Genomic DNA, 14429 nt, shown 5'->3' with positions numbered 1-14429 from the left:
CTGACGTGCCGCTGCTTGCCCCAGGCGGTTGTATTGTGAGTTTCGGCGCTGAGCCGGGCAGGCCGAGTCTGGTATAACGATGTCCAGCTTCGCAGACTTCAGGCACGCCACACCGCCTGATGCCTGGTGCTCGATGTGCACTTCAACCAGTCTTGCAGCCATGCACGATCTGGTGCAGCTCACGGCATAAATTGCCGCGACCGCGACTATAAACGCAGCACTCGCGGCCGGTGCTTTTAGCGTCAAATTATAGCAATTCATGTACCTTTTTCACGCCCCATGACCCGCCCAACGCTCGGCATCGCCCTTATCACGTTCAATGCTGCGGCCCGACTCGCGCAATGCCTCGAGGCAGTCGCGTTCGCCGATGAAATCGTCGTGATCGATGGCGGCAGCACCGACGCTACCGCCGGGATCGCCGAGGCGCATCGTGCCCGTGTGATAGACGCGCCGGACTGGCCCGGCTTCGGCCCGCAGAAAAACCGCGCGCTCGATGCGCTGACAACAGACTGGATATTGTCGATCGACGCCGATGAAATCGTGTCGCCCGAACTGGGCCTGGCGATCCGAGAAGCGCTCGCCAAGCCACAGGCCGATGTCTACGCGGTCGACCGTTTATCGAATTTTTGCGGGAACTGGATTCGCCACAGCGGCTGGTATCCGGACTGGATTCCCAGGCTCTTCAAACGCGGCACGGCGCGTTTCTCCGATGATCTCGTGCACGAGCGGCTCGTGCTCACACAACCGGACGCAACAAAGGTCGCGCGCTTGAACGGCAAGCTGATGCATTACTCTTACGAGGACTTCGAGACCGTGCTGCGCAAGCTCGATACGTACTCGACGGCCGGTGCACAACAACGTCACGCGGCGGGCAAGCGCGGCAGCTTCAGCACCGCGGTGCTGCGCGGTGCATGGGCGTTCGTGCGGACCTATTTCCTGCGCCGTGGTTTTCTCGATGGCCGCGCCGGTTTCATGATCGCGGTGTTCAACGCGCAGACCGTGTATTACCGCTTTCTCAAACTGTCACAGTTGAACCAGCCGCACTGACGGCGAGTTCCAGCAAGGCGCTGACGTGCGCCGCGATGCTCGTGTCGTAGAGAATGGATTCGGCCGATGCATTCGCCGGTTTTGCTGCAAGCGCGCGCTGCACCGCGCGGCGCAGATCATCGGCATTGCCGGGCTGAAACGTGAATTTGGCGTTGTCAGCAATCGCGCTGACGCAGCCGATGCTCGTCGGGAAAATCACCGGTGTTCCGCACATCACCGACTCGATACCCACTAGCCCGAACGGTTCATACGAAGATGCAAGAATCGTGAAGTCCGCCGCCCGATACGCGTCCTCGATGTTCTTCGCGTACCCGATATATCTGAGCGCTTCCGATGTCTGCACAGGCGGCCTTCCCGCGACTGCGATCACCACGGGCAAGCCGCTGTCGCGCAACGCCGCTTCGATCAGCGGCAAACCCTTGCGCTCGTGACTACTGGATGGAAACAGCAGGATGATCTCGTTATTGGCGAAACCGAACTGCTTGCGCAGCTCCACGCGTTTTTCGGCGGATACCGGCGAGAAGCGCGCGCCATCCACGGGCGGATAAAGCACACGGATCTTCGAATCGGGCACGGCGTAGAGCGCGCGCAACTCGTCGCGCATCATCTCCGAGTGCGCGACGATCACCGTGGCCTGCTGATACTGCAAACGCTCGATCTTGATCTGACGGGTGTCAGAGGGACGTTCATGACGTCCGGTCGCGGCCAGGAAACCGATGTGCGTACCGCCGCAAATCGCGATCTCCGAAGACTCCACGCGATTGCAGCCAATCAGCACATCGACTTGCGCCTTCTTGCGCGCACGCTTCAACGCCCAGTTGAAATAGGAATCGCGCAGCTTGGACGGCAGCAAGGATACGTTGATCCTGTGCGCCGCAACCATCGCGCTTTCGGGCTGAGAAGTGTCGATCTTGCGGGCAAAAAACGCCGGCTTGCGCTCGCCCGTGTAGCCGGCCGCGTTGAGCCCGCGAACCAGGTCCAGCGCGTAACGCTCGAGGCCGCCGCTTTGTTTGAGCGCATTTGCGGAGATGCCGAGACTTGGCCGCGCGTCGGTCCCGGCGCGCATCAATAAACGATTTCGATGGAGCTTCCCGCGAACTCTCCGCGCAACGCCGTGATGAGGTCGTCGGTTGGTTTCACCCGCCATTCGTCGCCAAGCCGCACTTCGCCTTCCGCGTGTTCGCTTCGGTACAGGATGCTCACGTTCAGGCCATTCGGGATTGGGACCGGCACGCGCTGACCACGGCCGCCGCCATCGCGATCGCCGCCTCTGAAGCCGCCCCGCGATGAGGGCTGAACAGCAGCGGGCGCCGCAGCCTGCTCGGGCGGTGCGCTATGCGCTTCCAGCACCTTCTTCAATCGCAAAGCGTCCGCGTTGCCGTTCATTTCGACCTTCACGGATTGCGCGTATTTGCTGCGCGCGCGCTCCAGATCCATTGCCGCTTCAACCGTAAAACGAATGCCGCCGGTGAACGCGTCGTTGCGCGCCTGACCCTGCACGACCAGCAACTCGTCTTCCTTGTAGAGCGCCTTGTTCGCCTCGAACTGCTCGTTGAACACAGTGACTTCGCACTGGCCGGTGCCGTCGTCGAGATTGACGATCAGCATCTTGCCGCGCTGGGTCATCTGCGTGCGCATGGTCGTGATCACGCCCGCAACCAGCTTCTCGCGCCCTTCCTTCAACTCGCCGATCTTCTGGCGGACGAAACGGCGGACTTCGGTCTTGTAGGCGTCGAAGAGATGGCCCGACAAATAGAAACCCAGCGCGCTCTTCTCTTCCTGCAGGCGCTTCTTGTCCGACCACATGGGTTCGTCGACGAGTTCGTGACCTTGTTGCGGTTCGTCGCCCATGTCGAAGAGACCGGACTGCATGGCGTTCGCCGCGGCCTGATCCGCCGCTTCCATGGCGAGCGGCACCGATGCAATCAGTTGCGCCCGATTGTCATGCAGCGAATCGAACGCGCCGGCGCGAATCAGCGCTTCCACCGTGCGCCGGTTCACCATGCGCCGATCCACGCGTGTGCAGAAGTCGAAGATATCCGTGAACGGCGCTTCGTCGCGCGCCCGCAAGATCTCTTCGATAGCACTCTGCCCGCTGCCCTTCACCGCACCGAGTCCGTACCGGATGGTCTTCGAACGCTTGCCATCGGCTTCGGGCACTGGCTCGAACCGGTACGCCGACTGGTTGATGTCCGGCGGCAACACGACCATCTTGTTGACGAGGCAATCCTCGAACAGGATCTTGACCTTGTCCGTGTCGTCCATGGCGAGCGACATGTTGGCCGCCATGAATTCGGCTGGATGATGCGCCTTCAGCCACGCCGTGAAATACGCGAGCAACGCGTAGGCGGCCGCGTGCGACTTGTTGAAACCGTAGCCGGCGAACTTCTCCATCAAGTCGAAGATTTCGTCGGCCTTGACCGCGGTCAGTCCATTCTTCGCCGCGCCCTGCCGGAACAGTTCGCGATGCTCGGCCATTTCCTCGGCCTTCTTCTTGCCCATCGCGCGCCGCAGCAAGTCGGCGCCACCGAGCGAGTATCCGCCGATGATCTGCGCCATCTGCATCACCTGCTCCTGATAGACCATGATGCCGTAGGTCTCTTTCAGGACGGATTCCACGCGCGGGTCCGGATACTCGACGATTTCGCGGCCATGCTTACGCGCGCAGAAGCTCGGGATCAGGTCCATCGGGCCCGGTCGATACAACGCCACCAGCGCGATGATGTCCTCGAACCGGTCAGGCTGCGCGTCCTTCAGCATGCCCTGCATGCCGCGGCTTTCAAGCTGGAATACGGCGACCGTATTCGCTTTCTTAAGGATCTGGAACGAAGCGGGATCGTCTAGCGGAACCTGCGACAGATTCCAGTCTTTCTTCGATGGATCCAGCCGGCGGATATACCGTTCAGCCCAGTCGAGAATGGTGAGCGTGGTCAGGCCCAAGAAGTCGAACTTCACGAGCCCGACCGCTTCCACGTCGTCCTTGTCGTACTGGCTGACCACGCCGCCGTCTTCGCCCTGCGTGTAGAGCGGGCAGAAGTCCGTGAGCTTGCCCGGCGCGATCAGCACGCCGCCCGCATGCATGCCGACGTTGCGCGTGAGCCCTTCCACACGTTGCGCCAGCTCGATCAACTGATGCACTTCGTCTTCGTTGTCGAAGCGTTCCTGCAGCGTCGGCTCTTCCTTCAACGCGTCCGCGATGGTCACGTGCTTGCCCGGCTTGAACGGAATCAGCTTGGCGATGCCATCGGTGAACATGTAGCCCAGATCGAGCACCCGTCCAATGTCGCGCACGGCGGCCTTCGCGGCCATCGTACCGAACGTCGCGATCTGCGATACGGCGTCAGCCCCGTACTTCTGCTTCACGTATTGAATGACGCGGTCCCGCCCTTCCTGACAGAAGTCGATATCGAAGTCAGGCATGGACACGCGGTCCGGATTCAGGAACCGTTCGAACAGCAGGTTGTACTTGAGCGGATCCAGGTCGGTAATGAACAACGCATACGCGACGAGCGAGCCGGCGCCCGATCCCCGGCCCGGCCCGACCGGCACACCATTGTTCTTCGCCCACATGATGAAGTCGGCGACGATCAGGAAGTAGCCCGGGAAGCCCATGCCGATGATGGTCTTGCACTCGAATTCCAGGCGCGCGTAATACGTCTCGCGCTGCGCTTCGCGCGCGGCTTCGTCGGGGTAGAGCTGGGCCAGGCGTTTCTCGAGCCCTTCCTTCGACAAATGCACGAGGTAGTCGTCGAGCGACATGCCGTCGGGCGTCGGGAACAGCGGCAGTTTCGGCTTGCCAAGTTCGAGCTTGAGATTGCAGCGCTTCGCAATTTCGACGGTGTTCGTTAATGCTGATGGAATGTCCGCGAACAACGCGCACATCTCCTCTTGCGTACGGAAATATTGCTCGGTCGTAAAGCGCTTCTGACGACGCGGATTGGCGAGCATGTCTCCTTCGGAAATACACACGCGCGCTTCGTGCGCCGTAAAGTCGTCCGGCGTCATGAACTGCATGGGATGCGTGGCGACGACCGGCAGCTGCAACTGCGCGGCGAGCGCGACAGCCTGCTGGATATAGGTCTCGCCGCCCGGGTGTCCGGCCCTCTGCAACTCGATGTAAAACGCATTCGGGAACAGCTTCGCCCAGCGCTCTGCGTGACGTTGCGCTGCCTGGTCGTTACCGGCGGCGAACGCCATGCCAATGTCGCCATGCTGCGCGCCTGACAGCGCCAGCAATCCTTCCGACAACCCGCCTTCGAGCCATTCGTACTCGACTTCCGCGCGTCCGCGATACTGGTTCGTCAGCCACGCTTTCGACAGGAGTTCGCACAGGTTCAGATAACCGCGCTGATTCTTGACGAGCAAGAGCAAACGCGCGGGCTTGTCGCGATCCGCTGGATTGGTGATCCAGACGTCGCAGCCGGCAATGGGCTTCACGCCCTTGCTGCGCGCTTCCTTGTAGAACCTGACGAGGCCGAATGCATTGCCGAGATCGGTCAGCGCGAGCGCGCCCTGGCCGTCCTTGGCTGCGGCCTTGACGACGTCGTCAAGGCGCACGATGCCGTCGGCAATCGAGAATTCGGAGTGAACACGAAGATGGACAAAGCGGGGATCTGACATGAACGATATTGTACATGCGCCTATTCGCGAAAATAGCCTTGAAAGCGCGCGTTAGCCATTCGACCTATGGTTCCGCAAGATCGATCCGCATGATGAAAAAAGTGCCGCATCGACGTGTACTCGTTAGCCGAACGGCCGAGTCGGAAGCGCGGGCCGTTTGCGAGATAATACGGATTCGACAGATGCCGTTTCCGCTTGTCGAACCCGCTTTATCGCCCGTCAACGCCCGTTTTCAAGCACTTTAAGAGCATTTGCGTCATGAGCATCATCAATCTTTCGGCATATAAATTCGTGAGCATCGAGAGCGGCGCCGACTGGCGGCCGTTGCTCGTAGAGCGCTGCGCGGCGCTTGGCCTTCGCGGGACGATCCTGCTCGCGCCCGAAGGCATCAATCTGTTTGTCGCGGGCGAGCCGGAACCTATCCATGCATTCATGCACTACCTGCGCACGGACGCGCTCTTCGAAGGCAAATTCGCGGACCTGGAATTCAAGGAAAGCATCTCGGCCACGCAGCCGTTCGGCAAGATGCTGGTGAAACTCAAGCGCGAGATCATCACCATGAAAAAGCCGGCGATCAAACCGGAACTGGGCCGTGCGCCGTCCGTCCCCGCAGCCCGGCTCAAGTCGTGGCTCGACCGTGGACATGACGACGAAGGCCGTCCGGTCGTGATGCTCGACACGCGCAATGCGTTCGAAGTCGACGTGGGCACGTTCGATCAGGCGCTCGATTACCGCATCGACAAATTCAGCGAATTTCCGGACGTGATCGAAGCGCACCGCGCGGAACTGGAAGGCAAGACGGTGGTATCGTTTTGCACCGGAGGAATCCGCTGCGAGAAGGCAGCGATCCACATGAAGGAAGTGGGCATTGACCACGTGTATCAGCTCGAAGGCGGCATCCTCAAATACTTCGAGGAAGTCGGCGGCGCGCATTACCACGGCGAGTGTTTTGTGTTCGATCATCGGACGGCGTTGAACGCGGCGCTCGAGCCGGCGGCAAATCCGCTAAGTGGCGATGCCGCGGGCGCGGAAGACGAGGCTGCAAACAGCGACGAAGCGCACGCCGCAATCACCGCCGATGGCCGGGCGTCTTTCCCCGGCCCCGGCGAGCAGCGACACAAGGCATGAGGGCCGCGCCCGCGTGGCTGGTTCTTTTTGGAGCGATGCCAATAAGCAGGCTCAGCCAATGAACGCCGGACAAGGCTATCGCGGGCGATTTGCGCCTTCCCCCACCGGACCGCTGCATTTCGGTTCGCTGGTGAGCGCGCTGGCCAGTTTCCTCGACGCACGCGCCCATCGCGGCACATGGCTCGTGCGGATCGAAGACGTGGACGGTCCGCGCACAGTAGCCGGCGCGGCTGACGATATCCTCGAAACGCTGCGCAGGTTCGGCATGCATTCCGACGAGAAACCCGTTTGGCAGAGTGAACGCGAGGACGCGTATCAGAGAGCGTTCGACCAGTTGTTATCGGCGGGATTTGTGTTTCCCTGTGGATGCACGCGCCGCGAGATAGCCGATTCGCTCGCGCATGCTCACTTGCGGCACGCCACGCTCGCTTATCCAGGGACCTGCCGCGACGGATTGCATGGCAAGCCGCCGCGCGCCTGGCGAATGCGCGTGCCGGACGGAGACGCCGCCATATTCACTTTCGAGGATCGCTGGCAGGGAACGCAGACGCAGGACCTTGCAACGGAAGTGGGCGACTTCGTGCTCAACCGCGCCGATGGCGAATGGGCGTATCAACTTGCAGTTGTAGTGGACGATGCAGATTGCGGCATCACGCATGTTGTTCGCGGCGCAGACTTGCTAGATTCGACCGCCCGCCAGATCTATTTGCAGCGATGCCTCGATGTGCCGACGCCCGTTTATCTGCACGTGCCCGTGGTCGAGAACGACCACGGCGAGAAGCTCAGCAAACAAACCGGCGCAACGGCACTGGACACGGCCAAACCGCTCGCAGCATTGACGCAAGCAGCGAGGCATCTCAGCCTGGAACCCTTGTCCGCCGGATCGCTTGAAGCTTTTTTCTTGGACGCCACGACTCAATGGGCGCGAAGGTTCGGGCCGTAGTTTCGTAATCTTCAAAAAGCAAAAAGCGGCATCGCGGCCGCTTTCTTCGCTACACACTCCCACGAACCCATCAAGACTCCGACGGCGTCCTGCGCGGCATGCCCAATCCGCCCAGCAACGCAGCCAACGGCTGACGCGGCGTATTCTTGCGCTCGGCTTCCGCCGCTGCCTCGTCCTGTGCTTTCCTCGCCGATGCCGGCGACGCCACATACGGCTTCAGGAAAAAGTCATCGACCGGTTGCTGGCGCGAATGCGAACGTTCGAACGATGTAGAACGGCGGCGCGGCTCCTCGCTGCGTGCATGCCGGGATTCACCGCGTTCGGCGCGGGCCGGCCGTTCGTCGCGGCGACCCGGAGACGATTCGCGCCGCACCGGGACATCGACCTTCAGCGTCATGACTTCGAGCGGCCGCTTGATCAGCTTTTCGATATCGGCGAGTTGCTTGCGCTCGTTCGGGCTGCACAGCGACAACGCGTCGCCCGTCGCACCCGCCCGTCCGGTTCGGCCAATACGGTGAACGTAGTCTTCCGCGCTGAACGGCAGGTCGAAATTGATCACTGCCGGCAAATCGGTGATGTCGAGGCCACGCGCGGCAACGTCGGTCGCGACCAGCGCTTCGATCTCGCCTTTCTTGAACGCATCGAGTGCCTGCATGCGCTCGCCCTGCGTGCGATCGCCGTGGATGGCCGTCGCGATGATTCCGTCTTTTTCGAGCACGCGTGCGAGACGGCTTGCGCCGATCTTGCTGTTACAGAACACCAGCACCTGCTTCAGCCCGCGCTCGCGAATCAACTGCGTTACCGCGCCCGACTTGTCGCTTTCAGCGACTTCGAACACGATTTGCCGCACGTTCGCGTTCGTGGAATTGCTGCGTGCGACTTCGATGGTTTGCGGATTGCGCAAATAAGTCGCTGCCAGTTTCTTGATTTCGCCCGAGAACGTGGCCGAAAACAGCAGCGTCTGGCGCTCCTTCGGCAGCAGGTTCAGGATGCGCTGCAAATCCGGCAGGAAACCCATGTCGAGCATGCGGTCGGCTTCGTCCAGCACGAGCATCTGTACCTGACCGAGATTCAGCGTCTTTTGCTGAACGTGGTCGAGCAAGCGCCCGGGCGTTGCGATCAGGATTTCCACGCCGCGCCGCAAGGCTTCCGACTGCGGATTCATGTCGACACCGCCGAACACCACCGTACTGCGCAGCGGCGTGTGCTTGGAATAAGCCTGCACGTTGGCGGCGACCTGATCGGCGAGCTCACGTGTGGGCGTGAGGATCAGCGCGCGCACGGGGTGCCGGGCAGGCGATGCGCTCGTGCTGGCCATTGGCAGCAGGCGCTGGATGATCGGCAGCGAGAAACTTGCAGTCTTGCCCGTACCGGTTTGCGCGGCGCCCATGACGTCGCGGCCTGCAAGGACCACCGGAATGGCCTGCGCCTGGATGGGCGTAGGGATCGTGTAGCCGGATTCGACGACTGCGCGCAGGATGTCGGCGGACAGGCCGAACTGGTCGAATGTAGGCACGGGAGCAGGCGCTGCAGCCTCGGGTACGTGAGGCGTAGCGCTGATTTCAGCGCCGGGTGCGTCGGATTGAGCGGCGGACGGGTTCGTGACGACGGGATCGGACATGGTGACTTTGGTGGCTTTCGCTTTCGCTAAAAATGCGCCGGAGCGGCGCGCGAGCGGTCATTCCACCGCTCATGGACATCGTGAAGAAAGAAGCCGCGTGTTTCGCCTTGCAACTGGCAATCGACGATCAACGCGCGGACTTCGAATTCGCAAGGTTTCGACCTCTGCGAATTGTTGCCAGGTCCGTACTGATTCAGCCGGACAGCGTAGTACGTGCAGCTAGTACAAACGGCTCAAACGGCAAGTTACAAGTAGCGCGCAGGGTTGCAGCGACTCACATGGCGCCACCTCGACGGCAACCGGCATGAAAGCATGCCGGTCCCGCCCTTCGCCGCAGCCGCGCCAGTCGTGGCGTCCGAACTACGGGAAAGCCCGATATTGTAGCACTGCGCCGCTTGCAGCCACACACGGATCGCGTCGCGTACCCCGCTGCCGCGAAAACCCCGCCGGCCCAGCCTGCCGGGCTTTCCGGCGACACAGCGCAGCGGCGACAACAGGCTATTTCGCCTTCGACGCGGTGTCTGGCGCCGGTTTCGGCACATCGCGAACCACCATCAGCCGCAGTTCGGTCATGTCCTCGATGGCATATTTGACCCCTTCGCGCCCGAGCCCGGAATCCTTCACACCGCCATAAGGCATGTTGTCGACGCGGAACGACGGCACGTCGTTGACGACCACGCCGCCCACCTCCAGCTCGTCCCAGGCGAGATTCACGTGGGTGAGGCTATCGGAGAAAACACCGGCCTGCAGGCCGAAATCGCTGTCATTGACCGTTTCGAGAGCCTGCGCGAAATCAGTGAACTTTTCGAGTATCGCAACCGGACCAAACGCCTCCTTCCGATACAGATCCTGATCGCGCTTCACACCTTCGAGCAACGTCGCTTCGAACATGGCGCCGTCGACCTTCCCGCCGGCGATGATCCTCGCGCCGCTCGCCACGGCGCTTTCCACCCAGCCGGCCAGCCGTCTGGACTCGGATTCCGAGATCATCGGGCCCACGAAAGTGCTTTCGTCTTTCGGATCGCCCATCTTCAGCGATTTCGTTTTTGCGATGAGCTTTTCGCGCAGCGCATCGTAGATATCCGCGTGAGCAATGATCCGTTGAACGCCGATACAACTTTGCCCCGACTGGTAGAACGCGCCGAACGTCAGCCGGTCCACTACGTAATCCAGCCGGTCGGCCTGGTCGCCGTCCACGATGGCCGCCGCGTTGCCGCCCAGTTCCAGGATCACCTTCTTCTTGCCGGCTTTTTTCTTCAGCTCCCAGCCGACCGCAGGAGATCCGGTAAACGACAACAAGCGGAAACGTTCGTCGGTTGTGAAAAGATCCGCGCCGTCCCGATGCGCCGGGAGAATCGAAAATGCGCCCTTTGGCAAATCGGTCTCGGCGAGTACTTCGCCCATGATCAACGCACCGACCGGCGTGCGGCTCGCGGGTTTCAGCACGAACGGACAACCGGCGGCGATCGCGGGTGCGACCTTGTGTGCTGTGAGATTCAGCGGAAAATTGAACGGCGAGATGAACGAGCACGGCCCGATCGGCACGCGTTTGTAATAGCCGTGATAACCGGCGGCGCGAGGCGCGATCTCCAGGTTGATCATGCCGCCGTCGATACGCACCGATTCCTCGGCCGCCACCCTGAAGGTATCGATAAGACGCGTTACCTCGCCCTTTGAGTCGTTGATTGGCTTTCCGGCCTCTATGCACAGCGCTTCGGCGAGTTCATCGAAACGTTCACGGAAGCGCTTCACGCAATGGTCGAGCACGGCTTGCCGCTGGTATGGCTTGAATTCGCGCATCGCGCGCTGGGCAGCAACGGCGTGGCCGATGGCGGCATCGATTGTTTTCGCGTCTGCCATTGCCACGCGGGTCGCGACCTCGCCGCTGTATTTATCGGTGACTTCCAGGTCTGTGTTGGCGTTCACGGCTTTGTTCGCCAGGTAATACGGATAGGTTTTCTTCAGCATGTCAGCCTCTGCCTCAGTCTAAAGATAGGCACGTCGATCAGACGCACCCGGCGTCGCAAAACATTCGCGTACCAGCGGCGCGTGCGCCTCAGTCCACATCACCATGGCAACCATACTCCGGATAGCCGTTCGATGCCGCGACGAGCCTTCATGTTGGCCATCCGGCCTATGTTTTCGGCGAAATCGCCAAAACAAAAAGCCCGTTTCGATTGACGTCGAAACGGGCTTTCACTGCATACCGCACACTGGCCAGATCAGGTTCCTGTCTTGCACTCGGCAAGCATGGGCGCGGCTTTCGGGTCGGCGGTCTCGTCGGTAAGCGTGCCTTCCGGGCCTTTCGTCCACCACGTGTAGTGGTCGCCAACGTATTTCGCGCCGGACGCAGCAAGGACGTTGACGAACAACATCTTGCGGCCGTCCACGGTGAGCAGCGCGAAGCTCTGCTTGTTCTTGGTGTTCATGTACTGGACTGTCAGCGCATGACCGCCGTCGCACTTGTAGCGCAGCGTGTTCATGGTAGCCGTCTGGATCTGGGGCACGGTGAGCGGCATGGCAGATGCCACATGCGCTGCAGACCCGGCACACAGCGCCGCAAGGGTGGCGGCGACCTTCCTCCTTATCTCGCGCGTTCGTCCAAAAATTCGTTTCATCTCGATATCCTTTTGTTCGTCGTTTGTGCGGTCAAGCGCCGCGCTGCACGCCAATCAAGGATCGATCACCCCGGCGCACGCGTCGGTTGGAGCCGCCGCGACGTGACCGACCACCGGTACGATCTTCAGCCCCGCCGACGCAATACGGCACGGCGCCGCTGCCAGTCCGCACCCGCCGAGCCCGGCCAGGACCGCGCATAACGCGGCCAACACACACAATTTCACTTGGAACCTCCGTGCTGCCCGTGCAAAACCCGTGATACGGGCAGCGTGTTGCCGTCATCGAATGGAGACGGGTCTTACCTTAGACGCTGCCAGCTTCGCGCGTTCCCGGGCTTCGTCAGTATCGCGTCCGGTCGCAAGCGCCACGCCCATGCGGCGCTTCGTAAAACTCTCCGGCTTGCCGAAGAGGCGCAGGTCGGAATCCGGCACCGCGAGCGCTTCAGCTACCCCTTCGAAGCTGATGCCCGCTTCGTCGAGCCCGCCGTAAATCACCGCCGATGCCCCCGGCGCACGTAACGCCGCATCCACCGGAAGACCGAGGATCGCGCGAGCGTGCAGGTCGAACTCCGAGAAACGCTGTGTGGCGAGCGTGACGAGACCCGTGTCATGCGGTCGCGGGCTGACTTCGGAGAACCAGACGTCGTCGCCGCGCACGAACAATTCGACGCCGAACAAGCCGCGTCCGCCCAGCGCCGCCGTGACTTTTTCCGCGACATCGCGCGATTTCGCCAGCGCCGCCGCGCTCATGGCTTGCGGCTGCCACGATTCGACATAATCGCCCGCGACCTGCACATGGCCGATCGGCTCGCAGAAATATGTCTGCAGATTGCCGGATTCCGGGCTGGTCGCGCGCACGGTGAGTTGTGTAATCTCGTAGTCGAAATCGATAAACCCCTCCACGATCACGCGCCCGTGATTCACGCGGCCGCCGGCCATTGCGTGTTGCCAGGCGGGTTCGATATCGGCTGCACTTCTGAGCACCGATTGCCCCTTCCCCGACGACGACATCACCGGTTTCACCACGCACGGGAACCCGATCTTCCCGATACCCGCTTTCATCTCGTCGAGCGAGTCGGCGAAAGCGTAAGGCGACGTCGGCAGCCCGAGCGTTTCGGCGGCGAGGCGGCGGATGCCTTCGCGGTTCATGGTGAGCTGGGTCGCGCGCGCGGTCGGGATCACGACGGCGAGTTGCTCGGCTTCGATTTCGGCCAGCATGTCGGTCGCGATGGCCTCGATTTCCGGCACGATCAAATGCGGCTTCTCGGCTTCGATCAAGGCGCGCAACGCCGCGCCGTCGGTCATGTCGATCACGTGCGAGCGATGCGCGACCTGATGGCCGGGTGCATCGGCGTAACGGTCGACCGCGATGGTTTCCACGCCGAGCCGTTGCAGCGCAATGATCACTTCCTTGCCGAGTTCGCCCGCGCCGAGCAGCATCACGCGGGTCGCGCCCGGCGAGAGCGGCGTGCCGATGGTGCCGGTTTGAAAGGGGGACGCAGCGGACTTCGCGCTCTGCATGGATGCTCCGGAAAAGAGGCCAGTAAAGCCCGGGATGTTAACACGCGGCCTCCTTGCGGACATGATCCGCGACCTGTCGCGCAGGAACATTCGCCGCAAGAAATTGCATGCCAGAAAGCAAGTCGCACAGGACATTTCTTTACACATCGCAACGATTCTGATGCAAACGACCTTGGTCAATCACCTGACGAGTGCGATACCCTTACGGTTTTGCCAGCCTGAGGATCTTTCATGTCGATGCAGCCTTCCCGTTCGCGCCTGGCGCCCCCCTCGGCGCGTAGCCACGTCCATGCTGCTTCTGCCCGTTCCAGGCTTTCCATGGCGGCTATTTTCTCAACGGCGGCACTCGTTCTGGGCGGCGCGCTCGCCGGCTGCGCGCTGCCCACGCACCCCGACAGCGCCGCGCCGCCGACCGATCCGTACAATCCGGCAGCGACCCAGCTTCTCGACGATACCCAATGGCAGCTTGCCACCTGGACGGACGCAAGCGGCCGTGCACGCAAGATTCCGGACGCCACGCCCCTTACGCTGAATCTATCGACGGATGGCGGCCAGCGCCGCGCAAACGGCTTCTCTGGTTGCAATCGCTTTGCCGGCACGTACGACCTGACCGATGGCAAGCTCACATTCGGACCGCTCGCCGGCACGCGGATGGCATGTGCGCCCGGACCGGCCAGCGCGCTGGAACAGCCGTTCTTGCAAGGCTTGGCCGGCATCGAAAAGACCGGGGTGCAGATGCGCCCGCCAAGGGAGTTGCAGATCACGCTCAAAACTGGCGACGTGCTGACGTTCAACGAACACACGCAACCTTGAGGATGTTTTCTTCAGAGTGACGCCCGCACCGGAAAAACGAGAACCCGAGCGTGGTTCTCCAAACCATTTCCAGGTCCATGACGGTTAAACTCGGCGGTATGGTTTTATCTTTGGTTCA

The 14429-nt window shown here is 61.6% G+C and carries 11 protein-coding genes; 4 read left to right on the top strand and 7 right to left on the bottom strand.

Going from position 1 to position 14429, the window contains the following annotated elements:
• Positions 1–279 precede the first annotated feature (279 nt).
• Positions 280–1047 (top strand): glycosyltransferase family 2 protein, encoded by a 768-nt coding sequence (locus AXG89_RS10995; RefSeq protein ID WP_061998974.1) that lies wholly within the window; start codon positions 280–282, stop codon positions 1045–1047.
• On the opposite strand, the gene AXG89_RS10990 is transcribed toward AXG89_RS10995, so the two are convergent.
• Positions 1016–2113, bottom strand: coding sequence for a glycosyltransferase family 4 protein (locus AXG89_RS10990; RefSeq protein WP_062169682.1), 1098 nt, complete (start codon positions 2111–2113; stop codon positions 1016–1018). The genes AXG89_RS10995 and AXG89_RS10990 overlap by 32 nt on opposite strands.
• Complete coding sequence (gene dnaE, locus AXG89_RS10985) at positions 2113–5676, bottom strand: DNA polymerase III subunit alpha (RefSeq protein ID WP_172811965.1); 3564 nt, start codon at positions 5674–5676, stop codon at positions 2113–2115. The genes AXG89_RS10990 and dnaE overlap by 1 nt, the downstream gene beginning before the upstream one ends.
• 249 nt (positions 5677–5925) lie before the next feature.
• Here dnaE and AXG89_RS10980 point away from each other — a divergent pair, with 249 nt between their 5' ends.
• Entirely contained in the window at positions 5926–6795 is an 870-nt protein-coding gene (locus AXG89_RS10980) for a sulfurtransferase (protein WP_082771395.1), read from the top strand.
• Positions 6796–6853: 58 nt separating this feature from the next.
• Positions 6854–7738: a tRNA glutamyl-Q(34) synthetase GluQRS gene (gene gluQRS, locus AXG89_RS10975; RefSeq protein ID WP_062169680.1), complete on the top strand. Its 885-nt coding sequence runs from the start codon at positions 6854–6856 to the stop codon at positions 7736–7738.
• A gap of 70 nt (positions 7739–7808) precedes the next feature.
• On the opposite strand, the gene AXG89_RS10970 is transcribed toward gluQRS, so the two are convergent.
• The 5 genes from AXG89_RS10970 to purT form a co-directional block, all read right to left on the bottom strand.
• Positions 7809–9359, bottom strand: coding sequence for a DEAD/DEAH box helicase (locus AXG89_RS10970; protein ID WP_082771394.1), 1551 nt, complete (start codon positions 9357–9359; stop codon positions 7809–7811).
• 498 nt (positions 9360–9857) lie between these two features.
• Positions 9858–11327 (bottom strand): aldehyde dehydrogenase family protein, encoded by a 1470-nt coding sequence (locus AXG89_RS10965; RefSeq protein ID WP_061998969.1) that lies wholly within the window; start codon positions 11325–11327, stop codon positions 9858–9860.
• 254 nt (positions 11328–11581) lie between these two features.
• Positions 11582–11977 carry an MliC family protein gene (locus AXG89_RS10960; RefSeq protein ID WP_205583047.1) on the bottom strand — a complete coding sequence of 132 codons (396 nt, stop codon included), beginning with the start codon at positions 11975–11977 and terminating at the stop codon, positions 11582–11584.
• Between the two features lie 54 nt (positions 11978–12031).
• Entirely contained in the window at positions 12032–12202 is a 171-nt protein-coding gene (locus AXG89_RS42105) for a DUF6726 family protein (protein ID WP_172811922.1), read from the bottom strand.
• A gap of 54 nt (positions 12203–12256) precedes the next feature.
• Positions 12257–13498, bottom strand: coding sequence for a formate-dependent phosphoribosylglycinamide formyltransferase (gene purT / locus AXG89_RS10955; protein ID WP_062169678.1), 1242 nt, complete (start codon positions 13496–13498; stop codon positions 12257–12259).
• A gap of 237 nt (positions 13499–13735) precedes the next feature.
• On the opposite strand from purT, the gene AXG89_RS10950 reads away from it, so the two are divergent.
• Complete coding sequence (locus tag AXG89_RS10950) at positions 13736–14311, top strand: META domain-containing protein (RefSeq protein WP_442857252.1); 576 nt, start codon at positions 13736–13738, stop codon at positions 14309–14311.
• Positions 14312–14429: the final 118 nt, after the last annotated feature.

This window comes from Burkholderia sp. PAMC 26561 (genome assembly GCF_001557535.2).
Lineage (GTDB): Bacteria > Pseudomonadota > Gammaproteobacteria > Burkholderiales > Burkholderiaceae > Caballeronia.
Note: the sequence above shows the minus strand (reverse complement) of the source record. Positions and strands in the feature narration are given on the sequence as shown.